The sequence below is a fragment of the Citrobacter sp. Cf132 genome (genome assembly GCF_030333885.1).
GTDB classification, from domain to species: Bacteria; Pseudomonadota; Gammaproteobacteria; order Enterobacterales; family Enterobacteriaceae; genus Citrobacter; species Citrobacter freundii.
Window position 1 is genome coordinate 240,851 of sequence record NZ_JAOWFA010000051.1, and the last position, 24,492, is coordinate 265,342.

Here is a 24,492-nt window from a genome sequence, read left to right on the forward strand (position 1 = left end):
TTTTTGAATTATTCACACATTTTGATGAAAACTCTCTATCAAGACGGACTTTTGATAAAAAAATATTGTCCCGCGAAGGGTGGGAAAAGCGATGACGACACCGCAGAATAGGAGGTGCTTATCTTTTAAACTCTATCCAGAGTGACGAGTTTTTCCCTGGAGGGGAAATGTCGCAAGTCTCGCAGGCAAGGAACCTGGGTAAATACTTCCTTCTCATCGATAATATGCTGGTCGTGCTGGGTTTCTTCGTCGTTTTCCCGCTGATCTCAATTCGTTTCGTCGACCAAATGGGCTGGGCCGCCGTGATGGTCGGTATCGCGCTTGGATTACGTCAATTTATCCAGCAGGGGTTGGGTATTTTCGGCGGTGCTATTGCTGACCGTTTCGGCGCCAAACCGATGATCGTCACCGGCATGCTGATGCGCGCAGCCGGGTTCGCCACCATGGGCATTGCGCATGAACCGTGGCTGCTGTGGTTTTCCTGCTTTCTTTCCGGGCTGGGTGGCACGCTGTTCGACCCTCCCCGTTCGGCGCTGGTAGTCAAGCTGATCCGCCCGGAAAAGCGCGGGCGTTTTTTCTCTATTCTGATGATGCAGGATAGCGCCGGGGCCGTGGTCGGCGCGTTACTCGGCAGTTGGTTATTGCAATACGATTTCCGTCTGGTATGTGCCACCGGCGCAATTTTGTTCGTTCTGTGCGCGGCGTTTAACGCCTGGCTGCTCCCGGCATGGAAGCTGTCGACGGTGAAAATTCCGGTGCGCGAAGGGATGAGCCACGTGATGCATGACAAGCGCTTTGTCACCTATGTGCTGACGCTGGCGGGCTATTACATGCTGGCGGTACAGGTGATGCTGATGCTGCCCATCATGGTGAACGACATCGCTGGCTCACCAGCCGCCGTGAAATGGATGTATGCCATTGAGGCATGTCTCTCTTTAACGCTGCTGTACCCGATTGCCCGCTGGAGTGAAAAACGCTTTCGCCTTGAACATCGTCTGATGGCGGGCCTGCTGGTGATGTCTCTGAGCATGATGCCCATTGGGCTGGTCGGGAATTTGCAGCAGTTGTTCACCCTTATCTGCACGTTCTATATTGGCTCGATCATCGCCGAACCGGCGCGTGAAACTCTGAGCGCCTCGCTGGCGAATGCGCGGGCCAGAGGAAGCTATATGGGCTTCAGCCGACTGGGACTCGCCATCGGCGGCGCAATTGGCTATGTCGGCGGCGGCTGGCTGTTTGACATGGGCAAGGCCCTGGCACAGCCTGAGCTGCCCTGGATGATGCTCGGTATTATTGGCTTCATCACCTTCCTGGCGCTGGGCTGGCAATTCAGTCTCAAACGCCCAACGCGAGGTATGCTGGAGCCAGACGCCTGATAGCCGAACCTGCGTCCGGGCACTTTTCAGTTTTTTCTGCTGGCGTCCGGGGCGCTGGTACTCGATGATGCTTTGTGTCACGATTACACCACATGCATCATGTTGAGGAACCCCATGAAAAAGTTTTTTTTTGCCGCTGCACTGATTGTCAGCGGCCTGTTGGTTGGTTGTAATCAACTCACGCAATACACGGTTAGCGAGCAAGAAATTAATCAAGCCCTGGCAAAGCATAATAACTTTTCAAAAGACATCGGTTTGCCCGGCGTTGCTGAAGCACATATCGTACTGAATAATCTCGCCAGCCAGATTGGTCGTGAAGAGCCAAACAAAGTAACCCTGACCGGCGATGCCAACCTGGACATGAACTCCCTGTTTGGCAGTCAGAAAGCGACCATGAAGCTGAAGCTGAAAGCCTTACCGGTTTTCAATAAAGAAAAAGGCGCGATTTATCTGCAAGAGATGGAAGTCGTCGACGCCACCGTCACGCCAGAGAAAATGCAGTCAGTACTGCAAACGCTGATGCCTTATTTAAATCAGTCGCTGCGTAACTATTTCAACCAGCAGCCAGCGTACATTCTGAAGGAAGACAGCAGCCAGGGTGAAGCGCTGGCGAAAAAACTGGCGAAAGGTATTGAGGTCAAACCGGGTGAAATCATCATCCCGTTCACCGACTAATAAAACTGAGGGCGCTGATGCGCCCTTTTTTTTCGTGCAAACGAAAACGTTTCCGCTTATCCTTTGTTTCCGGCAAAAAAGACTATCCTCAGCCGGAGCATATTGATGACTGCACCATCCCAGGTTTTAAAGATCCGCCGCCCAGACGACTGGCATCTTCACTTTCGCGATGGCGACATGTTAAAAACTGTCGTGCCCTATACCAGTGAGGTTTATGGCCGCGCCATTGTCATGCCGAACCTGGTACCGCCCGTCACCACGGTTGACGCGGCTATCGCTTATCGCCAGCGCATTCTTGACGCGGTACCTGCCGGACACGACTTCACGCCATTAATGACCTGCTACTTAACGGATACGCTGGATCCCAACGAGCTGGAACGTGGATTCAACGAAGGCGTATTCACCGCGGCAAAACTCTATCCAGCCAATGCCACCACCAACTCGACGCATGGCGTAACCTCTATTGACGCCATCATGCCGGTGCTGGAGCGGATGGAAAAATTGGGTATGCCACTGCTGGTGCACGGCGAAGTCACGCATGCAGATATCGATATTTTCGATCGCGAAGCGCGCTTTATTGAAACGGTGATGGAACCGCTGCGTCAGCGTTTGACCTCGCTGAAAGTGGTGTTCGAGCATATCACCACCAAAGATGCTGCCGAATACGTGCGCGATGGTAACGAACTTTTGGCTGCGACCATTACGCCACAGCACCTGATGTTTAACCGCAACCACATGCTGGTTGGCGGGATTCGCCCTCACCTGTACTGCCTGCCGATCCTCAAACGTAACGTCCACCAACAGGCGCTGCGTGAACTGGTTGCCAGCGGGTTTAAGCGCGCATTCCTCGGTACCGACTCAGCGCCGCACGCGCGTCATCGCAAAGAGTCAAGCTGTGGCTGCGCGGGCTGTTTTAATGCACCGACCGCGCTGGGCAGCTATGCCACCGTGTTTGAAGAGATGAATGCGCTGGACCATTTCGAAGCCTTCTGCTCACTCAACGGCCCACAGTTCTATGGCTTGCCGGTAAATGAGACCTTTATTGAGCTGGAACGCATGGAGCACCTGGTTCCTGAGAGCATTGCACTGGAAGACGATACGCTGGTGCCTTTCCTGGGTGGCGAAACGGTACGCTGGTCAGTAAAAAGCTAAAAAAAGTGTAGCCAATTGACACGAATGACTGTATAAATAAACAGTATATTCCACAGGGGGCTACTATGCGTATTGAAGTCACTATTGCCAAAACTTCACCTTTACCTGCCGGTGCAATTGACGCACTGGCAGGTGAACTCTCCCGCCGTATTCAGCACCATTTTCCGGATAACGAAGGTAACGTTACCGTCCGTTATGCCGGCGCAAACAATTTGTCGGTTATTGGCGCGACTAAAGAGGATAAAGAACGCATCAGCGAGATCCTACAGGAAACCTGGGAAAGCGCGGATGACTGGTTCATCAACGAATAAATAATGATATGCAGTGATGTTTGTTTGCCGGGTCGCCCCGGCTTTTTTATACACACTATCCTGTAATCAATCGCGCATTTCTTCTGACGAGTATTTAATTTAATATTAACCCACCGATTATCTTTTAACCAAAACAACAAAATAATTGTGCAACATACTAAAAAAAAATGAATAACATGTTGGTTTCTTAGTCAGATAACGCTGAAAACAAAAAATTTATGCCCTTCCCTCTTTAAATTTTCAATGAATACCCTTATTTATTGATATACTGAAGTTGCTTCAGAAAAAAACGCATTGAACCTCGAAAACCGTTGTCTAGTAACACGAATTAGGGGGCATGATGGAAAAGAATAATGAAGTCATTCAGACTCATCCGCTTGTAGGGTGGGACATCAGCACTGTTGATAGCTACGATGCGCTGATGCTGCGTTTGCACTACCAGACCCCGAATCGCCCTGACCCGGATGGGACTGAAGTTGGTCAAACGCTCTGGTTAACCACTGATGTTGCCAGGCAATTTATTTCGATATTAGAAGCAGGAATCGCCAAAATTGAATCTGGCGATTACCAGGTAAATGAGTATCAGCGACATTAAACCTGATACATCCAACCATCAAAAGGCACCTTAACGGTGCCTTTCTTATTTCCAGGTTGAATATTCCGGGTCAGTTATTTAACCTGCTACTATCGCGATTGCAGAGAGAAGCGGATGAAATACGACTTAATCATTATTGGCAGCGGTTCAGTAGGCGCCGCAGCTGGATACTATGCCACACGTGCCGGTCTGAAGGTTCTGATGATCGATGCACATATGCCTCCGCATCAGCAGGGCAGCCACCACGGTGACACTCGATTAATTCGTCATGCTTATGGCGAAGGTGAAAAATACGTTCCGCTAGTGCTACGTGCGCAAACATTGTGGGATGAACTATCCACCCATAATGAAGAACCGATTTTTGTTCGCTCCGGTGTTATCAACCTCGGTCCGGCAGAGTCCACCTTCTTAGCGACTGCAGCGCAAAGCGCCAAACAGTGGCAACTCAACGTTGAACAACTGGATGCGGCAACCATCATGTCGCGCTGGCCGGAGATTCGTGTACCTGACAACTATATCGGTCTGTTTGAAGCAGAGTCCGGTTTTTTACGCAGTGAGTTAGCAATTAAAACCTGGATCCGTCTGGCGGAAGAAGCCGGCTGTGCGCAACTGTTTAAATGCCCGGTCAGCGCAATTCATCACGGTGATGATGGCATCACGGTAGAAACGGCTGACGGTGACTACCACGCGAAAAAAGCAGTGATCAGCGCCGGCACCTGGGTGCAGGCTTTAGTCCCTGAACTACCGATACAACCGGTGCGCAAAGTGTTCGCCTGGTATCAGGCCGATGGGCGCTACAGCGTTAAGAATAACTTCCCAGCCTTCACCGGCGAGCTGCCAAATGGCGATCAATACTACGGTTTCCCGGCAGTAAACGACGAGCTGAAAATTGGTAAGCACAATGGCGGACAAGTCATTCACTCTGCTGATGAGCGTAAGCCATTTGCCGCTGTAGCCAGCGATGGTTCTGAAGCCTTCCCATTCCTGCGCACAATTCTGCCGGGCGTTGGCTGCTGCCTGCACGGCGCGTCCTGCACTTACGATAATTCACCGGATGAAGACTTTATTATCGATACTCTGCCAGCGCACGACAACACGCTAATCATTACCGGGCTAAGCGGACATGGCTTTAAGTTTGCCTCTGTTCTGGGAGAGATTGCGGCAAACTTCGCTCAGGACAAACCGTCTGACTTTGACCTGACCCCCTTCAGGCTAAGCCGTTTTAAGTGATAATAAATGAATGGCCTCGATGGTGAGGCCATTTTTAATGACAGGAATAACGTCAATGCGCCGTATCTTTCACTATCTGGTTAATAATATTCGCGAGCATCTTATGCTCTACATTATTTTATGGTCACTGCTGGCCATTATGGATGTAATATATATTATGTTTTTCTGATTTCTGCGCGCTGACAATAATTGACAAAAATTGAAATTAGCTTAATTTCATTGCAATAAACTGAACAATAATAAAAATCATAACCACCCATAAACCAAGCACTGCCACTTACTCTCACACTAATCCCTTGATGATTAATTCAACAATCAGTCAACTTTACTGAACAAAAAATAAATATCATCACCATTGTTATTTATTAGTTGCATTAATGTCTTTTACACGCCATTTTCATTCACTTCTGAAATATAAATCGGTGTGCTTATGCAATTCAAAAATAGTCCACAGCGCTATGGCGTAGTGTCAGCCACATTACATTGGCTGGTTGCGATTGCTGTATATGGCATGTTCGCGTTGGGCTTATGGATGGTCACGCTTAGCTACTATGACGGCTGGTATCACCAGGCCCCTGAACTGCATAAAAGCATCGGCATCCTACTCATGATGGGTCTGGTTATCCGCGTTATCTGGCGGTTGTTCTCCCCTCCGCCTGCTGCGTTGGCAAGCTACTCCCGTTTAACCCGCATCGCAGCGGCAATGGGTCACCTCGCACTTTATTTGCTGCTCTTTTCGATTGCCATTAGCGGATATCTAATTTCCACCGCAGATGGCAAAGCGATAAGCGTCTTTGGTTGGTTCGACATTCCAGCCACCGTTGCCAACGCAGGTGCTCAGGCCGACCTCGCCGGTAGCTTGCACCTGTGGCTTGCGTGGACCGTAGTGATTTTATCCCTACTGCACGGACTGATGGCCCTGAAACATCACTTTATTGATAACGACGATACCCTCAATCGCATGTTGGGAAAATCGTCATCTGACTATGGAGCTTAAAATGAAAAAAAACCTGCTGGGACTTACACTCGCCTCTCTGTTATTCACCACCGGGTCGGCCGTGGCGGCAGATTACAAAATTGACAAGGAAGGACAGCATGCCTTTGTTAATTTCCGTATTCAGCATCTGGGTTACAGCTGGCTGTATGGCACATTTAAAGATTTCGACGGTACGTTTACCTTTGATGAGAAAAATCCCGCAGCCGATAAGGTTAACGTAACCATCAACACCAACAGCGTTGACACTAATCACGCCGAACGTGACAAGCATCTGCGCAGCGCAGATTTCCTTAACGTAGCGAAATTCCCGCAGGCGACCTTCAGCTCCACCAGCGTGAAGAAAGAAGGTAATGACCTGGATATCACCGGTAATTTGACCCTGAACGGCGTTACCAAACCGGTTACGCTGGATGCGAAGCTCATCGGTCAGGGCAGCGATCCTTGGGGCGGTACGCGCGCTGGTTTTGAAGCGCAAGGTAAGATTAAGCTGAAGGATTTCAACATCACCACCGATCTCGGTCCGGCGTCGCAGGAAGTCGATTTGATCATCTCAGTGGAAGGTGTGCAACAGAAGTAACGCATGAATGGCCGGATGGGGCTCAAGCCACCATCCGGCATAGCGACTATTGTGCAGGGTCTGGAATACCCAGTTTGGTATTCAGTTGACCACGTGATTTATTAAAGATTTTATTGCCATTTTCACGCCCCGCGCGACGACGCCGTTGTTCCTCTTCCGGCAACTCACTCTCTTCGCTACACAGCTCGCTACAGCAGCCTTTATATTTCTGCGCACAAGCCGGGCACTGAATAAACAACAGATGGCAGCCATCATTTTTGCAATTAGTATGGCTATCGCACGCCGTGCCGCACTGATGACAATGTGCGATAACATCTTCAGAGATCCTTTCGCCCATGCGCTCATCAAAGACAAAGTTTTTACCGACAAAACGCACCGGAAGTCCCTGCTCACGCGCCTTGCGGGCATACTCAATAATACCGCCCTCAATGTGCCAGACTTTGCTAAATCCATTGTGTTTCATCCAGGCGCTAGCTTTCTCACAGCGGATCCCACCCGTGCAGTACATCACGATTTTTTTATCTTTATGCGCCTGCATCATTTCAACCGCTTTCGGCAACTGATCGCGAAACGTGTCTGCCGGGATCTCCAGCGCATTCTCGAAGTGACCCACCTCATATTCATAATGGTTGCGCATATCAATGAATACCGCTTCAGGATCGTCAAGCATGGCATTCACCTCTGCTGCCTTGAGATAATCCCCCACGTTGCTGGCGTCAAAGTCTGGATCGTCAATACCATCCGCCACGATACGTTCACGGACTTTCATACGCAGTACCCAGAACGATTTACCGTCATCATCCAGCGCAATATTCAGACGTAAATCGTTCAATGAAGGATCAAAAGCATAGAGTTGCTGGCGAAATGCCTCGACGTTGCTTTGCGGTACGCTGATTTGCGCATTAATTCCTTCATGGGCAAGATATACTCGCCCGAAGACGTTCAATGCGGTGAACATCTGGTACAGTGCATCACGCGTGTGCTGAGGATTGGCAATGGTGAAATATTTATAGAATGAGATCGTCGTACGCGGCTCGGTCTCGGCCAGCATTTTGGCTTTGAGGGCGTCGTTCGAAATGCGGTTGTGTAACACTGGCATGGTGTACGTATCCTGCAAATAGGGAATAAATGAAAATCGGCGGCATAATAAAGCAAACATCGCCAATTTACATCCACACATTTTACGCTACATTTCATACTTCACTATAAAATTGCAACAACAATTGCAGAATTAATCACCGTTCTCCCGTCACAAATTTTTGATACGCGCGAAAAAATGCGACAATACAGGGAATTGGTCGTTTGAAGACAGGATAGACATGACGAATTTACCCAAGTTTTCGGCTGCATTACTGCATCCACGTTATTGGTTAACCTGGCTAGGTATTGGCATCCTTTGGTTAATCGTGCAGTTACCCTACCCCATCCTCTTTAAGTTGGGCTGTGCATTAGGTCGACTGGCGCTACGTTTGATGAAACGTCGGGCAAAAATTGTTTCCCGAAATCTGGAACTGTGCTTCCCGCAGATGAGTGAGCAGGAACGCCAGCAGATGGTCGTCAAGAACTTCGAATCCGTGGGCATGGGCGTAATGGAAACCGGAATGGCCTGGTTTTGGTCCGATAAGCGTATTTCACGCTGGACTGAAGTGATCGGGATGGAACATATCCGTGACGTTCAGGCGCAAAAACGCGGGATCTTGTTAGTGGGTCTGCACTTTCTGACTCTGGAACTGGGTGCACGTCAGTTTGGTTTGCAGGAACCGGGTATTGGTGTGTATCGCCCTAACGACAACCCGCTTCTCGACTGGCTACAAACCTGGGGCCGTATGCGCTCGAATAAATCAATGCTCGATCGTAAAGACCTGAAAGGGATGATTAAAGCGTTGAAAAAGGGCGAAGTGGTCTGGTACGCGCCGGATCACGATTACGGCCCTCGTGCCAGTGTGTTTGTACCACTTTTTGCCGTTGAACAAGCCGCAACAACCTCTGGGACCTGGATGCTTTCGCGCATGTCCAATGCCTGCCTGGTACCGTTTGTTCCTCGCCGCAAACCTGACGGTAAAGGGTATCAATTGATTATGCTGCCTCCGGAGTGTTCACCGCCTTTGGACGACGCAGAGACCACTGCCGCGTGGATGAACAAAATTGTTGAGCAATGCATCATGATGGCGCCAGAGCAGTATATGTGGCTGCATCGTCGCTTCAAGACGCGCCCTGAAGGTTCTCCTTCCCTGTACTAAAACACTGTTGCAGCCCTGTGGGCTGCAACACCTTCCCTGCCTGCTTTAGGTTTAACTGCTATCCGCATTGCAGCAATTATCTACCAGGCGCATAATTAGCCTGCTTACTTATATTCAATCGATAGCGCAAACAGCGCGCCACACTGCGGAACGCTATGTCACCCTCAGATGCTCCCATAAACTGGAAACGCAACCTCACTGTTGCCTGGTTAGGCTGTTTTTTAACCGGCGCAGCATTTAGCCTGGTCATGCCCTTTTTGCCGCTTTATGTCGAAAGTCTCGGCGTCACGGGACATAGCGCACTGAATATGTGGTCAGGCCTGGTCTTCAGCATCACCTTTCTTTTTTCCGCTATCGCCTCTCCTTTCTGGGGCGGCCTTGCCGATCGCAAGGGGCGAAAAATCATGCTGCTACGATCTGCGTTGGGTATGGCTGTTGTTATGCTGCTGATGGGACTGGCGCAAAATATCTGGCAGTTCTTGATTCTGCGCGCCTTGTTGGGGCTGCTTGGTGGATTCATCCCCAATGCGAATGCACTGATCGCCACCCAGGTTCCACGCAATAAAAGCGGCTGGGCACTGGGAACGCTTTCCACCGGTGGCGTTAGTGGCGCACTGCTCGGGCCGCTAGCGGGCGGCCTCCTCGCGGATCAGTACGGACTGCGCCCCGTATTTTTCATCACCGCCAGCGTGCTGTTGGTCTGCTTCATCCTGACGCTATTTTTTATCCGCGAGCGTTTCCAGCCGGTGAGCAAGAAGGAAATGCTGCACATTCGTGAAGTCGTGGCCTCTTTAAAGAACCCCAAACTGGTGCTGAGCCTGTTTGTCACCACTTTGATCATTCAGGTAGCCACCGGTTCTATCGCGCCAATACTGACACTGTACGTTCGAGAGTTGGCTGGCAACGTCAGCAATATTGCGTTTATCAGTGGGATGATAGCCTCTGTCCCCGGCGTTGCAGCATTAATCAGTGCCCCAAAACTTGGCAAATTAGGCGATCGGATTGGCCCGGAGAAGATCCTGATCGTCGCGCTGATCGTTTCCGTGTTACTGCTAATTCCAATGTCATTTGTCCAGACGCCCTGGCAGCTTGGTATTCTGCGCTTTTTATTGGGGGCGGCCGACGGCGCTCTGCTCCCGGCGGTACAAACGCTGCTGGTCTATAACTCGACTAATCAAATAGCTGGACGTATTTTCAGTTATAACCAGTCATTTCGCGACATTGGTAACGTAACAGGACCTCTAATGGGGGCAGCGATATCCGCCAACTACGGTTTTCGTGCTGTATTCTGTGTGACCGCAGGAGTCGTCCTGTTCAACGCCCTGTACTCGTGGAATAGCCTGCGCCGTCGTCGGAGTACAGAGGTCGTGGGATGATTTATATATTTATATTCGCAGCTTCAGAATAAAAATTTATCTCACATGACATATATTTCAGTCTTAATAATAATAGTAACACACTTTATTTCTGCCAGTATTTTTGGCTTCATACAAAGCGGCATCAGCATATGAAACAACTTTATCAGCTGATTCATCATCAATTTTACTGCAATATACACCGATACTTATCGTCATTTTTTCTTTTAACTCATATGAATTTGGTATTGTCGTACCATTCTCGACATTTCGCCTAATTCGTTCTGCAACAACAATTGCCTCATCTTGATCGTTACACTTAAGAAGGATCGCAAATTCTTCGCCACCGACTCTGGCAAAAATATCCGTATCTCTGATTGATTTATTGATAATATCGACAATGCTGATTATTACTCTGTCACCTTCCTGATGACCGTAGGTATCGTTAATCCGTTTGAATTTATCAATATCCAGAACCATTACACACACTGCACCTTTTGCTAATGATGCTTTTAATGACTTATAGAATAGTTTACGATTATATATTTTAGTCATTGCATCTTTAATAGCTGAATCCGTTTCTTTTTTTAAGATGATGAAGGTGTTGTACATCAGTATTGAGATTATACACAGGGCACTTATCACCTCAATTCCCCGGCTAACATACCAAATATACATGCTATATTCATCCAGGCTCAGAAGTAGTACATTGGTCAATATTGCTGAGCAACACAGTAGCCCTATACTTTTCCACAAGATGTTGTGCGTTCTGGTTTTAATGATTAAATACAACAGGACCAGCCCCCAGGATATAATAAGCGAATAAATGTACCCAATATGCCAGTGCACCGTGACATTATCAGGCTTCAGGCTTGTTATCTCGAGTGTAAAATTAGGGTTGTAACTGGCCAGAGTGTGCGCCATCACCGCGATAACAAGCATGATTAAAAAAGACAGAACGATATAGCAAGGTTCTCTTTCTTTGGTTTCAATAACTGTCGAGGATATTTTATAAGATTTCAATGAAACAAATAGCAGAGCGATGAAACTAATCTGCCGAAAGTAATAAAATATAGCTATATCGTTAGTTCTTTTTTCGATTGATGCATGATCATTAATCAAGTCCTGAACGATGTAGATAGTCTCGACGAAAAATATGTTATTGCCAAGAAACGCCATGCCTAATATCATGAGGCAGGTGAGATCTTTTCTACAAAGATACTGAAATAACATAAACAGGAAAATTATTCCATATAAAAAGAACAACCCTACAATTATAATCAGATATACTGTTTGCGGGACACTTTGCATCGTTAATTTAAATTGTGTAAGACACAAACCGCCAAGAACATAGCTAGCCAAACAGATTATATAGAAAACCATTAACCTTCCATTATTTGAATTATAGTTATCCATAACAACCTTAAGGTAATTCTTAATTTTGCATTTTATATAATAAAGCATAAGATTTTGCAAACTATTATACCCGCACAATTTCAATAACATTAATTCATTTCTTATTTAATGGTTTCTTATAGATTTATAACCTTTGTCATTAATAATCTTTTATTATGTATACTATTCCAGTATCACTCGCACCATTCACAACCCCTATACGCAAAAGACACTTTGTCACTTCCAGAGACACCACTAAGTTTAGCCACTTTCATTGATTACCTCTGCAACACTTCCGTATTGGGCATTAATTTTCTCCTTTATTTTGATTGAGTTATGCAATATTAATTCATAAACGTTCGCATTCCCCCTCTAAAACACATAAAAATTGGTGTTTAAAACTGAAGATTTTCTAATATAACGCCAACTTTTATTTATTTGATTTTCATTACTGCATTGCAAACCACATACATTACTCTTTTTTCTTGAATTTTTTTCCTGATATTACGTCGGCTTCAGTATCTGCCAATGTAAATTTTTTCATAAACTACCGAGGTTACTTTCACCTGCTCTCGTTGGCATTGCAGGCAGTAATCATCTGATTGAGTTAGCCACGCAGCTAACGGGTTTGACGCTCTGCGGATCGCCGTCTATAGATTGAATCATCCCCCTTTATTGTTCGCCTTAGGAGAAGAAATATGGCAAAGAATGACATGAATTTTTATGCCACGTTGGAAGAGGCTATTGATGCGGCTCGTGAAGTGTTTCTGGCTGATAACCCTGACCTCGAGTCAGACGACGCCAGCGTTCAACAGCTAAGCATCCAAAAATACGTGCTACAGGATGGCGACATTATGTGGCAGGCGGAATTCTTTGCTGACGAGGATGATGTAGATGGTGAATGTCTACCAATACTGAGCGGAGAAGCGGCTCAGAGCGTTTTTGATGGCGACTATGATGAAATTGAAATTCGCCAGGAGTGGCAGGAAGAAAATACGCTTCACGAATGGGATGAAGGTGAATTCCAGCTGGAACCTCCCCTTGATACCGAAGAGGGACAGACCGCAGCCGATGAATGGGATGAGCGATAATTACTCGTAAGGTCCATGATGTATGTCGAGCGGTAGCAGTAACGTATCAAACACCAGCGAAAAAGGCAGATCGAGGATAGTGACGTAGCGCCATGCGGAGTCCCGAACATCCCATTGCACGCCAGGATAGTATTGATTTCCGTGTCCTTGCCCTGGGATCGTACGACTAATAATGCTGCCGCATCCGCTCAGGAAGAAGATCATTATTCCTACAGCCAATATTCGCACCTGCTACCTCACGACTCATTCTATTCAATATAAAAAAATACCGGCACCAGGCCGGTATTTTCACGTTACAGAACGCTTATTTTTTCCTGAGCGCCAACGGGTTCAGAGTCAACCCCTGATAGTAGTTCACCCACGAAGAATACTTATCAGGTGAATTCCAGACGCGATAATGTAAACGTGCCATGGTCACCGGATCGCTCAACAATACAAGGCGGCGATCGCGATTCAGTTTCTCCGGCGTTTCGTTCAGCGCCTGTTCCACATGACGATCGCGTGCAATCTCCAGCACGTTGCTGGCGCGGTGGCGTGCAGTCGCCATGGCCGTGGCCAGTGCGTTAAACGACGGGTTAAACACCGCATGCATAAAGCCATCGTCCAGCGTACGTTTACGGTTCATCACCAGATAAGTATCGGTATCCACCAGCACCTGCGGCGGGGAATACTCTTCCGGGATCAGGAACAGCTTCCAGCGCTTGGTACGTAACCCCACCGTGGAACGGCTGGAAATCACTGAAACAAACGGCGACAGGATCAGCGAGAAGACAATCGGTGCCAGCCAGAACAGGAAACGCAGATCCAGCCAGGCCATACCCACAGCCCACACCAGCCCCAACAGTAACTGAGAACCGTGACGCATAAATGCTTCACCCCACGGGGTGGAATCGTCATCGCGCTGCGGCGAATTCCACACCACTTCCCAACCGAGGAAAGCGCTCACGACGAAGACGGTATGGAACAACATGCGCACTGGTGCCAGCAGCACGGAGAACAGAACCTCCAGCAGCAGCGACAGCGTAACGCGGATAAACCCGCCGTACTCTTTCGTCCCTTTACACCAGATGAGCAAAATACTCAGCAACTTCGGCAGGAACAACAGCACCATCGTTGAAGCAAACAGCGCGATCGCCAGTTCAGGTCGCCATTGCGGCCATACCGGGAATAGCTGACGCGGTTGCAGGAAGTACTGCGGTTCCGTCAACGCATGCACCACCTGCAATGCGGTAGAGAGCGCGAGGAACATAAACCACAGCGGCGCGGACAGATAGGACATCACACCAGTCAGGAACACCGCACGGTGAACCGGGTGCATCCCCTTAACCAGGAACAGACGGAAGTTCATCAGGTTGCCGTGGCACCAGCGACGGTCGCGCTTGAGTTCATCCAGCAGGTTCGGCGGTAGCTCTTCATAAGAGCCCGGCAGATCGTAAGCAATCCACACGCCCCAGCCGGCACGACGCATCAACGCCGCTTCGACAAAGTCATGAGAGAGGATCGAGCCCGCAAACGAACCTTCGCCCGGTAACGGCGCGAGCGCACAGTGCTCGATAAACGGCTTCACGCGGATAATTGCGTTGTGGCCCCAGTAGTGTGATTCGCCTAACTGCCAGAAGTGAAGCCCGGCGGTAAACAGCGGCCCATAAACACGGGTCGCAAACTGTTGGCAGCGCGCATACAGCGTATCCATACCGGAAGCCTTCGGTGAAGACTGGATAATCCCGGCATTCGGATTCGCTTCCATCAGGCGCACCAGGCCGCTCAGACAGTCACCGCTCATCACTGAGTCCGCATCCAGCACAACCATGTAGCAGTACTGATTTCCCCAGCGACGGCAGAAGTCATCAATGTTGCCGCTTTTACGCTTCACGCGACGACGGCGACGGCGGTAGAAAATCTGTCCTTCGCCCTGCACTTCGGCAATCAGCTCCATCCACGCTTTTTGTTCTGCCACGCAGATATCTGGATTGTAGCTGTCGCTCAGAATGTAAACATCGAAATGCTCAGCGTTGCCCGTTGCTTTGACCGACTCCCACGTGGCGCGAAGTCCCGCGAATACGCGATCAACGTCCTCGTTACAGATAGGCATAATCAACGCCGTACGATGTTCAGGATTCAACGGTTCATCACCGACCGTTGAGGCCGAGATACTGTACTTATCCCGTCCAATCAGCAATTGCAGGAAGCCCATCAGCGCGGTCCAGAACCCCGCTGATACCCAACAGAAAAGTACGGCAAACAAAATAAGAATGCCGGTCTGGAGCATGTAGGGCAGCAGTTGCATAAAGGAGACCCACAAATCCTGCCCCATCATGTCTGCAGGATTAATGAATGCCCACCCCTGATAAGGAAGGATCGTCTTCATATACCAGGTTGCAACGACCGTTTGCGCCAGCGTTAAGATCAACAGCGTATAGCGGCGGATGGTGCCTACGGTACGCCATTTTTGCTCGCTCTCTTGTTCTTCTTTCGTCAAACGCGAAAGATAACGCGGTGTCACATCACGCCCACGCAGACGATCCCAAAAACGCCCAACCGGGTTGGTACGCCAGGGATCGGGGAACATAGAGGTACGCGTTGCTTTTGGCATCGCCTGTAGCTGATCGCGCCCCTCATCGTCCTTAACCAACTGCTCTTTAGCCAGAGAATCCGGCCATGCTTGCTCAAGACGAGCTTTTACAGAACCCTGCGGTGAATCATCTTCGCGCGAGTACGTACGATGCTCAGCATCCAGCGCCTGATGAACGGCGCGGATGTCAGTTTTCGGCAGTGCCGCTTTTTCGATATCCGAAAGCGGCATTGCGTCAATATACTCAGTTGTCTTATTCATTGGCAGGTAACTGGTAGCTCCAGGTTTCACTCAGCGTCTGATCGGCATTGACCAGGGCAGCACGCATTTCAGTGGTTTTCTTCACGTCTTTCACTTTCACGCGCAATACCAAACGCCAACCTTTAGTGACCGGGTTGTAGCGCACGGTGTTTTCAACGATTTCACCGTTGTCACCAATACTGGTTTGTGCGGTAACCGGCGTATCCTGCGGCAGCTTTTTCATATCGGTGCCGGAAAAGTCCACCACAAACGCGATGGTACCGTCAGGCTGACGAATGAGATTGGACTGTTTAACATCACCGGTAGAACGACGTGTCTGCTGTACCCAAGCGTTATCAGGCGCATGAAGCTTGTCTTCATCACGCGTGAACGTCAGGGTATATTTAAAGTTCATTTCTTTACCGGCTTCAGGCAGCTGATCCGGGGTCCAGTACGCAACGATGTTATCGTTCGTTTCATCGTTAGTTGGAATTTCAACTAACTCAATCTTACCTTTGCCCCAATCGCCTTTTGGAGTAATCCAGGCGCTCGGGCGCAGATCGTAACGATCGTCGATGTCTTCAAAACGCGAGAACTGACGGCCACGCTGCAACAGACCGAAACCTTGCGGATTTTCCATAGCAAAGCTGCTCACCGCGAGATGTTTCGGGTTATTCAGCGGACGCCAAATCCATTCGCCGTTGCCAGCGTGGATGGACAAACCGTTAGAGTCATGCAGTTCTGGACGATAGTTAGTCGTCGGAGAAGGCTGGTTCGGTCCATACAGGAACATACTGGTTAACGGTGCCACGCCAAGTTTGCCCACTTTGTCGCGCAGATAAACTTTGGACTGAACATCGACTACCGTGTCACGACCAGGAATGATGACAAAGCGATACGCTCCGGTAGCACGCGGAGAATCCAGTAAGGCATAAATGGTTAAACGTTTATCAGTTGGTTTCGGACGCTCGATCCAAAACTCACGAAAGCGGGGAAATTCTTCACCAGAAGGCAGAGCGGTATCAATCGCGAGACCGCGCGCAGAAAGGCCGTAGACCTGGCCTGCACCCAGAACACGGAAATAGCTGGCACCGAGCATGCTGACGATTTCGTCGTTTTTATCTTTGCTGTTGATCGGATACAGCACTTTGAACCCGGCGAAACCGAGATCTTTTACCGTGTCTTTATCATGCTGAACATCGCCGAAATTAAAGTAATCCGGGCTGTATTTGATTCTTTTCACCGCAGTAGCGGTCACTTCGTTGATTTTGACCGGCGTGTCGAAGTACATACCCTGGTGGTAGAACTCGAGCTTAAATGGGGTCTTGAGATTGCTCCAGTAGGCTTTATCGCGATTAAACTGGATCTGCTGATAATCCGCATATTTCATGTCGCGGAAAACGGAGGGCAAGTTACTTTTTGGCGCCTCATAGCCTTTATCGGCTAAGGATTGAGCTTGTTTTGCAACATCATCAATGCTGAATGCCCAACTTGATGATGTGTACAGCGTTAACATGACTGCTGCACCCAACCAACGCATTTTCATCATTTGTAGTTTATGTTTCATAATTAGTAAGCACTTCCCCCTTTGTGTGCTTATATTGATCCGATCCATTTTAATGGATAATCGGGTATTCCGACAACTGAATCCCTGTATTGTTCGCGCGCTGGCTCATGGTTTAAGCAGGTTCGTCTGCCTGTTTTCACTTTGCGTGCTTATCCTGGAGACAGGTTGTTAGACTTCGTGTAGGGTTGCCCTCGAATGTAACCATTATTCGTCTTAGGGATAAGACGAAAAGTCTGAGAATACATAACTGTCTATGAGCTCTGTATCACCACCACGCGAATATTTTCTTGACTCCATCCGTGCCTGGCTAATGTTGTTAGGGATCCCGTTTCATATTTCATTGATCTACTCCACCCACACATGGCACGTGAACAGCGCAGAACCATCGTGGTGGTTGACCTTGTTCAATGACTTTATCCATGCTTTTCGCATGCAAGTCTTCTTTGTCATTTCGGGTTATTTTTCCTACATGCTATTTCTACGCTATCCGTTAAAGCGCTGGTGGAAAGTGCGTGTAGAACGCGTGGGGATCCCTATGTTGACCGCGATTCCGCTGCTTACGCTGCCGCAATTTATCATGCTGCAATACGTGAAAGGGAAAGCAGACAGCTGGCATACCCTCAGCGGCTACGATAAATACAACGCGCTGGCCTGGGAGCTGATTTCCCATCTGTGGTTTTTACTGGTTCTCGTGGTGTTAACAACCCTGAGCATGTGGGTGTTTACCCAGATGAAACACAGATTGACGCAAAGCGACGTTGGCAGCGCGCCTGCGGTGTCAATGACGAAGTTAACGCTGATTTTTGCAGTGCTGGGTTTCGGTTATGCCGCCGTCAGAAGGACGATTTTCATCCTCTACCCTTCGATTCTCAGCGATGGCATGTTTAATTTTATCGTTATGCAAACGTTGTTTTATGTGCCTTTCTTTATGCTCGGTGCGCTGGCGTTTATCAATCCTAATCTGAAAGCGCTGTTTACCACGCCATCACGCGGCTGCACACTAGGCGCCGCATGCGCATTTGTCGCATACCTGCTCAATCAACGTTACGGCAACGGCGATGCCTGGATGTATGAAACCGAATATGTTATTACCATGGTCATGGGCCTGTGGATGGTGAACGTCGTCTTTTCACTTGGTCACCGTTTGCTGAATTTCCAGTCAGCCCGCGTAACCTATTTTGTCAACGCATCTCTGTTTATCTATCTGGTGCATCATCCGTTAACGCTGTTTTTTGGCGCTTACATCACACCGCATATCAAGTCGAATTTGCTGGGCTTTCTCTGCGGTCTACTGTTTGTAGTCGGGATTGCGGTAATACTGTACGAAATCCATTTACGGATCCCGGTGCTGAAGTTTCTCTTTTCGGGTAAACCACCCGTCAGGCAGGATAAAAACAAGGCCGTGGCCAGTTAGTTTTCCGTCAATCATTGTGTGGTTCAGAGCAACCACTCAATGGGTAACACGGACGCCAGCTTTACCAGAACCCGCTTCCAGAATCCTGTGGCGGGTTCTTTTTTCAGTACCTGTTCACTGCCAGAAAGTCTGTCGACCCAATTGATTCTTCCCCACCGATCAAGACGTAGTTGCCAGGCCATTTCACGCTGGCTTTGCATAAAACGTTTATGAATCAACTCGGCCAGTACTTCACTCTCAATCACAAACCCCATTTCCGTATTGAGCAGCGTTGAACGGGGATCAAAATTAAGCGAGCCGATAAACACTTTACAACCGTCAATGCTGAAGGTTTTCGCATGCAGGCTGGAGCCTGAATTACCGGTTAATCCCCGGTCATGTACTGCTGAAACGCGATCGCGAGTTGGTTTGAGCTCGTATAACTCCACACCGTAGCGCAAGAGCTTTTTTCGCCAGCGTGCATAGCCTGCGTGAACGACTGCGACATCATTCGCCGCCAGAGAATTAGTTAAAATCGCGATCTTAACGCCTTTTCTCACCAGTCTCAGGAGCTGCGCCACACCGGCGCGAGTTGGTACAAAGTAGGCGGAAATAATATCAATACGCTCGGTGGGAGATCCCATCACGTCAAACAAACGCTGCGGTAATAGTGAGTGGCGCGGCGCTTTCCCCTCTCCTTTTGCGGGATCATCACTCAGCAAGCGCGTTCTCGCCCAAATCAGCGGTAGCGACCTCTGATCGAGGTGGGTCATAAACTGGCTGGTTTCCAGCTTATGTAGATAGCGACGCGTGATGTCATCGTTATACCAGGATTCTGGAAGTTCGATTTTTTGCGTTGAAGCTGGCTCAGCCACCTCAAGTACATTTTGCAATGTTGAAACCGAGCGGCAGTGCCAGTAACGCTCAAAGTCGTCAGCAACATCCTGGACCACCGGCCCGATAGCCATAACATCCAGATCGGAAAACAGCGGTTGTTCGCCTGTGCCAAAATAGGCATCGCCGATATTTCGCCCGCCCACGAGAGTTACGACGCCGTCAGCGGTATAACTTTTATTGTGCATACGTCGATTCAACCGGGCAAAATCGGTTAAATAGCCTAGTGCACGCAGGATACGAAAGGAAAAGGGATTAAACAGACGGATTTCTATATTAGGGTGATTGTCCAGCAAACGCAGCGTGTCATCCAGACCTGGCGTGTTGTTATCATCCAGCAACAAACGCACCCGGACGCCCCGCTTCGCCGCGGCCAGCAAAACGGAAAATAGTAATAGCCCGGACATGTCGCTTTCCCAGATGTAATACTGAACATCCAGGGTACGTTCCGCCATTTCCGTCAACCGATAGCGAGCAGCAAATGCATCCAGGCTGTCATCCAACGTCAGAATGCCGCATTCTCCCGGGTGGTTTTCACAAAGTGGCGTGATGGCACGCTCAAGTCGCGTCATATCAGTCCGTGCGTTCATCGCCTTGCTGGGTAAGTAATCTCTTGTATAGCCGAGCGTTTTCTTCATCAAAGCACACGAAGTATATTTGATCGGGAAGCGTACGTCGGGTGATAAATTTCAACACCGTTTTCACCGCGATCTCTGCCGCTGCAGCGCGGGGATAACCATAAGCCCCGGTGCTAATCGCCGGAAAAGCAATGGACTGATAGCCATTGGCTAAGGCCAGTTGCAAGCTATTAAAGTAAGCCTCTTCGAGGCGTTCAGCTTCATGATGATCGCCACCCTGCCATACGGGCCCCACGGTGTGGATCACCGCCCTGGCGGGCAAGTTTCCTGCCAGGGTGATAACCGCATGACCGGTTGGGCATTCGCCCTGTTGCTGGATAACCTGTTTGCAGGCCGCCAGCAACGCAGGCCCTGCAGCGCGATGAATCGCTCCATCGACGCCACCTCCGCCCAATAGCGATGGATTCGCCGCGTTGACAATCACATCAACAGCGATCGTCGTAATATCGCCATGTAACACATGAACACGTGATTGCATAAGTTCCCCCTGACCAAACACTATTTGTTAAGTGTACAGCAGGGTTTTCCCGGAAATCTCACTTTTTAACCAAACGTGTGCATATGTACGCCGGAATGATTCATTTATATTCAATGTTAAGAATTGCCATGTTTTTCTGTTCATTGAGATAGTGCATTTTGACTGTGGCAATTTGCTGCACATTTTGAGGGGCAGTCGCGACCTGTTGCTGATTGTAGAGACTATTACGGGTGGTGCCGTCGCGCATACATGACAATTCAATTTGCTGCTGCCGAGCGTTAACATCGCAAGGTGATTCAACTATTGCACCGCGAAAATGAATAACCCCGCCGGTTGAGATTTGTTGCGCCATTGCGGGGAGGGTAAAAAGAGAAATGCTGCACAAGCTGATACTTAAAAAACGCTTTAATAATGTACACATAAGGGTTCCTCAATGATTAGCCATCCTTGAGGGATCGAAATGATCCTTCGCCGCTGTGATTAACGATCAAATTAAAACGTTCAAACGTCTCTATATTCATAGAACAGCAGTGCATTCCCAGCCACACCCTTAATGCAAATACATCAAAAAAATCACGGGTGACCGTTTGAATCTGGCCATTGCTGAGACAGATGCAGAGACTGCCCATCCGAAACGGTAACGATAATTTTGACCGAATCCTCAGGTGAAATATTAAAACTCAGTTTAGTTAATTCAATCGGCCGATTAGCGGGGACCGAAAGGCTTGTTTTCTGCTGCGATTGGCTTTGTCCCCCGGACCCTTTACGTATGGCAAGGACTTGTACCTCACATACGCACGGTTGAGTTAACGTCACCTGAGGAATAATGGTGTACATATCACCTTGCTGAGTTGTATTGAATGTTATTTGATTTGCCAGCGCGGCAATGAGTAATAGCGTATGCATCATATTCTCCCGAAAAAAAAACAGGGCTCACGCCCTGTTTATTATCAGTCAGAAAACTGAATTAGTGTTGGTTAGCTGTAGCGTTGTTACCAAAGCCAACCTGCTGAATCAGCACATTGGAGTCAGAGGCTGTCTGATTAACCAACGCGCCGTTACGGCCACCGAACTGGGTCACGCTAATATCAGCATTTTTTGCATTCCACTGATCGATAGTGGCACTGTTCTGGAAGCCGGTCTGTTTCAGGCTAATGGTACTGTCATCAGCACCCTGACCAACAACAGCTCCGTTGCCACGCCCGTGTTGTGTGATGGTGACATCTGATTTACGCGCATCACTTTGCAGAGCACTTGCAGAGTTGTTTGACCCATATTGGTAGATACTCAGTGAAGAGTCTGGGCCATAATTACTGCCACCACCATGATGATTGCCGCCCCATTGCGGAACAACACCAGCCAGAGCACTGCCAGAAACTACGATTGCTGCGAATGCTGCCACTTTTAAAAGTTTCATGGTAAACCCCCATCGGATTGATTTAAACGTCGTTAATGGATTAGCGTTGAGTCACGCGAATTGCCATTTGCGACTGTCTCTGCACCACAACTGCTGTTTTTTGTGTACCGTACTGGGTAATATTGGCTTTATTACCAGAGCCTTTCTGGATAATTACCGCCGTATTACCGTATGAACCTTGTTTAATACTCGCATCATTGGAACTACCCGTTTGATCAATATATGCAAAGTTATATGATCCCGTCTGGTCTGTTTTCGCTCGATTACCAGAACCTTCTTGCGAAATGACTGACAATAACTTCGAGCCCCCCTGGCGGGTATTTGCACTGTTCGCAGTGCCAACCTGACCAATAATGGCTGCCTGATTAAATGAAGACTTACTTAATTCATTTACCGCAAAGTTATATTCTGAATTAGCTAAATCATAACTTGTAGTCGCGGCTGCAATCCCAGGCACACCCAGCATTGTAAACATCATAAATAACAACTTGTTTTTCATGTTGTCACCCTGGACCTGGTCGTACATGAAGTTAAATTAATTACCACTCAAATTGTTGTTAACATGACTTACATTTGTTAACGCCACGTTACGATGAAGAGTATGTCTGCGGAAACATTTTAAATAACTCACCCGCCAGTTGTATTTTTATATTCAGATTCACCCCAAAGTACTAATTAACAGCGAACAATACCGTTACAGCTCTGGATTTCATTTCTTTTTTAACCCGGTGAATGAATTTCTATGCAGTAACAAAAAAAACGCGTTTTCCGCGTTTTCTGGGCCTCGTAGCGAGGTACTTCGATAGTTAGCAGTACAAGTCGTGACAAGCGTCATTTTTTTCTATCTAAAATTGTCCAACTTAAAGTAAGACGAAAAGATCGGAATTCATTAGAAATCAAAAACCATCTAAGCATAAATTTAACTCTTAATAATCAATACCATATTATAATTTGTATGATTTTTTAAATCTATGCAGTATCGCCAAAATGTACAACTTTACTATCAAATCTAAACTTCTAAAAAACCCAAAAATCACATTTTAATATATAAATTTACATTCTGTAACATGTTTAACACTTGCTTTAAGATTTGTAATAGCTAGGGAAGGTGCGAACAAGTTCCTGATATGAGATCATCATATTCATCCGGAGCGCATCCCAGAGGGACATCATGAGCCATCAACTCACCTTCGCCGATAGTGAATTCAGCACTAAGCGCCGTCAGACCCGAAAAGAGATTTTCCTCTCCCGCATGGAGCAGATTCTGCCATGGCAGAATATGACCGCTGTCATCGAGCCGTTTTATCCCAAGGCGGGCAATGGCCGACGGCCCTATCCGCTGGAGACCATGCTGCGTATTCACTGCATGCAGCATTGGTACAACCTGAGCGACGGTGCCATGGAAGATGCCCTGTACGAAATCGCCTCCATGCGCCTGTTTGCCCGATTATCCCTGGATAGCGCCCTGCCGGATCGCACCACCATCATGAATTTCCGCCACCTGCTCGAGCAGCATCAACTGGCCCGTCAATTGTTCAAGACCATCAATCGCTGGCTGGCCGAAGCAGGCGTCATGATGACCCAAGGCACTTTGGTGGATGCCACCATCATTGAGGCACCCAGCTCGACCAAGAACAAAGAGCAGCAACGCGATCCGGAGATGCATCAGACCAAGAAAGGCAATCAGTGGCACTTTGGCATGAAGGCCCACATTGGTGTCGATGCCAAGAGTGGCCTGACCCACAGCCTGGTCACCACCGCGGCCAACGAGCATGACCTCAATCAGCTGGGTAATCTGCTTCATGGAGAGGAGCAATTTGTCTCAGCCGATGCCGGCTACCAAGGAGCGCCACAGCGCGAGGAGCTGGCCGAGGTGGATGTGGACTGGCTGATCGCCGAGCGTCCCGGCAGGGTAAAAACCTTGAAGCAGCATCCGCGCAAGAACAAAACGGCCATCAACATCGAATACATGAAAGCCAGCATCCGTGCCAGGGTGGAGCACCCGTTTCGCATCATCAAGCGGCAGTTCGGCTTCGTGAAAGCCAGATACAAGGGGCTGCTGAAAAACGATAACCAACTGGCGATGTTATTCACCCTGGCCAACCTGTTTCGGGTGGACCAAATGATACGTCAGTGGGAGAGATCTCAGTAAAAACCGGAAATAACGCCAGAAATGGTGGAAAAAATAGCCTAAATAGGCTGATTCGATGTGTTTGCGGGAAAAAAATCGGCCCAGATCCGCGAAATTTTAATCAGCGAGTCAGCTTGGGAAGAAATGACCTGCTTATTCGCACCTTCC

Annotated in this window: 25 protein-coding genes; 14 read left to right on the top strand and 11 right to left on the bottom strand. The window is 48.5% G+C overall.

Annotation, left to right across the window (positions count from 1 at the left end; translation table 11 throughout):
* The first annotated feature begins 167 nt into the window (after positions 1–167).
* From mdtH to OGV85_RS10010, 9 genes are all read left to right on the top strand, one after another.
* The gene (gene mdtH, locus OGV85_RS09970) at positions 168–1,376 is read left to right on the top strand and encodes a multidrug efflux MFS transporter MdtH (RefSeq protein ID WP_003036166.1); all 1,209 of its coding nucleotides are present in this window, start codon (positions 168–170) and stop codon (positions 1,374–1,376) included.
* Positions 1,377–1,490: 114 nt separating this feature from the next.
* On the top strand, positions 1,491–2,051 hold the full coding sequence (locus tag OGV85_RS09975) for a lipoprotein (protein WP_003836774.1): 561 nt from the start codon (positions 1,491–1,493) through the stop codon (positions 2,049–2,051).
* A 105-nt stretch (positions 2,052–2,156) separates the two neighbouring features.
* Positions 2,157–3,203, top strand: coding sequence for a dihydroorotase (pyrC, locus tag OGV85_RS09980; RefSeq protein ID WP_003036160.1), 1,047 nt, complete (start codon positions 2,157–2,159; stop codon positions 3,201–3,203).
* Between the two features lie 65 nt (positions 3,204–3,268).
* Positions 3,269–3,514, top strand: coding sequence for a DNA damage-inducible protein I (gene dinI, locus OGV85_RS09985; RefSeq protein ID WP_003036157.1), 246 nt, complete (start codon positions 3,269–3,271; stop codon positions 3,512–3,514).
* Positions 3,515–3,854: 340 nt separating this feature from the next.
* Positions 3,855–4,109, top strand: coding sequence for a biofilm formation regulator BssS (gene bssS, locus OGV85_RS09990; RefSeq protein WP_003036154.1), 255 nt, complete (start codon positions 3,855–3,857; stop codon positions 4,107–4,109).
* Between the two features lie 114 nt (positions 4,110–4,223).
* The gene (gene solA / locus OGV85_RS09995; RefSeq protein ID WP_181522599.1) at positions 4,224–5,339 is read left to right on the top strand and encodes an N-methyl-L-tryptophan oxidase; all 1,116 of its coding nucleotides are present in this window, start codon (positions 4,224–4,226) and stop codon (positions 5,337–5,339) included.
* Between the two features lie 55 nt (positions 5,340–5,394).
* A complete protein-coding gene (locus OGV85_RS10000; protein ID WP_003036148.1) occupies positions 5,395–5,508 on the top strand; it encodes a YceO family protein in 114 nt (37 codons plus the stop codon).
* Between the two features lie 261 nt (positions 5,509–5,769).
* Positions 5,770–6,336, top strand: coding sequence for a cytochrome b (locus OGV85_RS10005; RefSeq protein ID WP_061547850.1), 567 nt, complete (start codon positions 5,770–5,772; stop codon positions 6,334–6,336).
* Between the two features lies 1 nt (position 6,337).
* Complete coding sequence (locus tag OGV85_RS10010) at positions 6,338–6,913, top strand: YceI family protein (RefSeq protein ID WP_061547849.1); 576 nt, start codon at positions 6,338–6,340, stop codon at positions 6,911–6,913.
* 46 nt (positions 6,914–6,959) lie between these two features.
* On the opposite strand, the gene trhO is transcribed toward OGV85_RS10010, so the two are convergent.
* Entirely contained in the window at positions 6,960–8,012 is a 1,053-nt protein-coding gene (gene trhO / locus OGV85_RS10015; RefSeq protein WP_003036140.1) for an oxygen-dependent tRNA uridine(34) hydroxylase TrhO, read from the bottom strand.
* Positions 8,013–8,232: 220 nt separating this feature from the next.
* On the opposite strand from trhO, the gene OGV85_RS10020 reads away from it, so the two are divergent.
* Positions 8,233–9,153: a Kdo(2)-lipid IV(A) acyltransferase gene (locus OGV85_RS10020; protein WP_003036136.1), complete on the top strand. Its 921-nt coding sequence runs from the start codon at positions 8,233–8,235 to the stop codon at positions 9,151–9,153.
* Between the two features lie 155 nt (positions 9,154–9,308).
* The gene (gene mdtG / locus OGV85_RS10025; RefSeq protein ID WP_003036133.1) at positions 9,309–10,529 is read left to right on the top strand and encodes a multidrug efflux MFS transporter MdtG; all 1,221 of its coding nucleotides are present in this window, start codon (positions 9,309–9,311) and stop codon (positions 10,527–10,529) included.
* A 63-nt stretch (positions 10,530–10,592) separates the two neighbouring features.
* Here the strand turns inward: mdtG and OGV85_RS10030 are convergent, their stop codons facing one another.
* On the bottom strand, positions 10,593–11,924 hold the full coding sequence (locus tag OGV85_RS10030) for a sensor domain-containing diguanylate cyclase (RefSeq protein WP_181522600.1): 1,332 nt from the start codon (positions 11,922–11,924) through the stop codon (positions 10,593–10,595).
* Between the two features lie 692 nt (positions 11,925–12,616).
* On the opposite strand from OGV85_RS10030, the gene OGV85_RS10035 reads away from it, so the two are divergent.
* Entirely contained in the window at positions 12,617–12,994 is a 378-nt protein-coding gene (locus OGV85_RS10035) for a MysB family protein (protein ID WP_003036128.1), read from the top strand.
* Here OGV85_RS10035 and OGV85_RS10040 read toward each other — a convergent pair whose 3' ends face one another.
* The 3 genes from OGV85_RS10040 to mdoG all read right to left on the bottom strand — a co-directional run bounded on the left by OGV85_RS10040 (position 12,995) and on the right by mdoG (position 17,355).
* A complete protein-coding gene (locus tag OGV85_RS10040; protein ID WP_003832117.1) occupies positions 12,995–13,222 on the bottom strand; it encodes a YceK/YidQ family lipoprotein in 228 nt (75 codons plus the stop codon).
* Positions 13,223–13,298: 76 nt separating this feature from the next.
* Positions 13,299–15,827 (bottom strand): glucans biosynthesis glucosyltransferase MdoH, encoded by a 2,529-nt coding sequence (gene mdoH, locus OGV85_RS10045; protein ID WP_061547847.1) that lies wholly within the window; start codon positions 15,825–15,827, stop codon positions 13,299–13,301.
* Complete coding sequence (mdoG, locus tag OGV85_RS10050; protein ID WP_003836790.1) at positions 15,820–17,355, bottom strand: glucans biosynthesis protein MdoG; 1,536 nt, start codon at positions 17,353–17,355, stop codon at positions 15,820–15,822. Before mdoG ends, mdoH begins: the two co-directional genes overlap by 8 nt.
* Positions 17,356–17,626: 271 nt before the next feature.
* Between mdoG and mdoC the strand changes: the two genes are divergently transcribed.
* Positions 17,627–18,787, top strand: a complete 1,161-nt coding sequence (gene mdoC, locus OGV85_RS10055; protein ID WP_003036115.1) for a glucans biosynthesis protein MdoC — start codon at positions 17,627–17,629, stop codon at positions 18,785–18,787.
* Positions 18,788–18,810: 23 nt separating this feature from the next.
* On the opposite strand, the gene OGV85_RS10060 is transcribed toward mdoC, so the two are convergent.
* The 6 genes from OGV85_RS10060 to csgB form a co-directional block, all read right to left on the bottom strand.
* Positions 18,811–20,298 (bottom strand): phospholipase D family protein, encoded by a 1,488-nt coding sequence (locus OGV85_RS10060; RefSeq protein WP_085952495.1) that lies wholly within the window; start codon positions 20,296–20,298, stop codon positions 18,811–18,813.
* Positions 20,234–20,776 carry an O-acetyl-ADP-ribose deacetylase gene (gene ymdB, locus OGV85_RS10065; protein ID WP_003036110.1) on the bottom strand — a complete coding sequence of 181 codons (543 nt, stop codon included), beginning with the start codon at positions 20,774–20,776 and terminating at the stop codon, positions 20,234–20,236. Before ymdB ends, OGV85_RS10060 begins: the two co-directional genes overlap by 65 nt.
* A gap of 100 nt (positions 20,777–20,876) precedes the next feature.
* Positions 20,877–21,197: a YmdA family protein gene (locus OGV85_RS10070; protein ID WP_003836793.1), complete on the bottom strand. Its 321-nt coding sequence runs from the start codon at positions 21,195–21,197 to the stop codon at positions 20,877–20,879.
* A 152-nt stretch (positions 21,198–21,349) separates the two neighbouring features.
* The gene (csgC, locus tag OGV85_RS10075; RefSeq protein WP_032948973.1) at positions 21,350–21,682 is read right to left on the bottom strand and encodes a curli assembly chaperone CsgC; all 333 of its coding nucleotides are present in this window, start codon (positions 21,680–21,682) and stop codon (positions 21,350–21,352) included.
* A gap of 61 nt (positions 21,683–21,743) precedes the next feature.
* Entirely contained in the window at positions 21,744–22,193 is a 450-nt protein-coding gene (gene csgA / locus OGV85_RS10080) for a curli major subunit CsgA (protein WP_003846828.1), read from the bottom strand.
* A 40-nt stretch (positions 22,194–22,233) separates the two neighbouring features.
* Positions 22,234–22,692, bottom strand: a complete 459-nt coding sequence (csgB, locus tag OGV85_RS10085; protein WP_003036094.1) for a curli minor subunit CsgB — start codon at positions 22,690–22,692, stop codon at positions 22,234–22,236.
* 672 nt (positions 22,693–23,364) lie between these two features.
* Here csgB and OGV85_RS10090 point away from each other — a divergent pair.
* Complete coding sequence (locus OGV85_RS10090) at positions 23,365–24,345, top strand: IS5-like element ISKpn26 family transposase (protein ID WP_000019450.1); 981 nt, start codon at positions 23,365–23,367, stop codon at positions 24,343–24,345.
* The last annotated feature ends 147 nt before the right edge of the window (positions 24,346–24,492 follow it).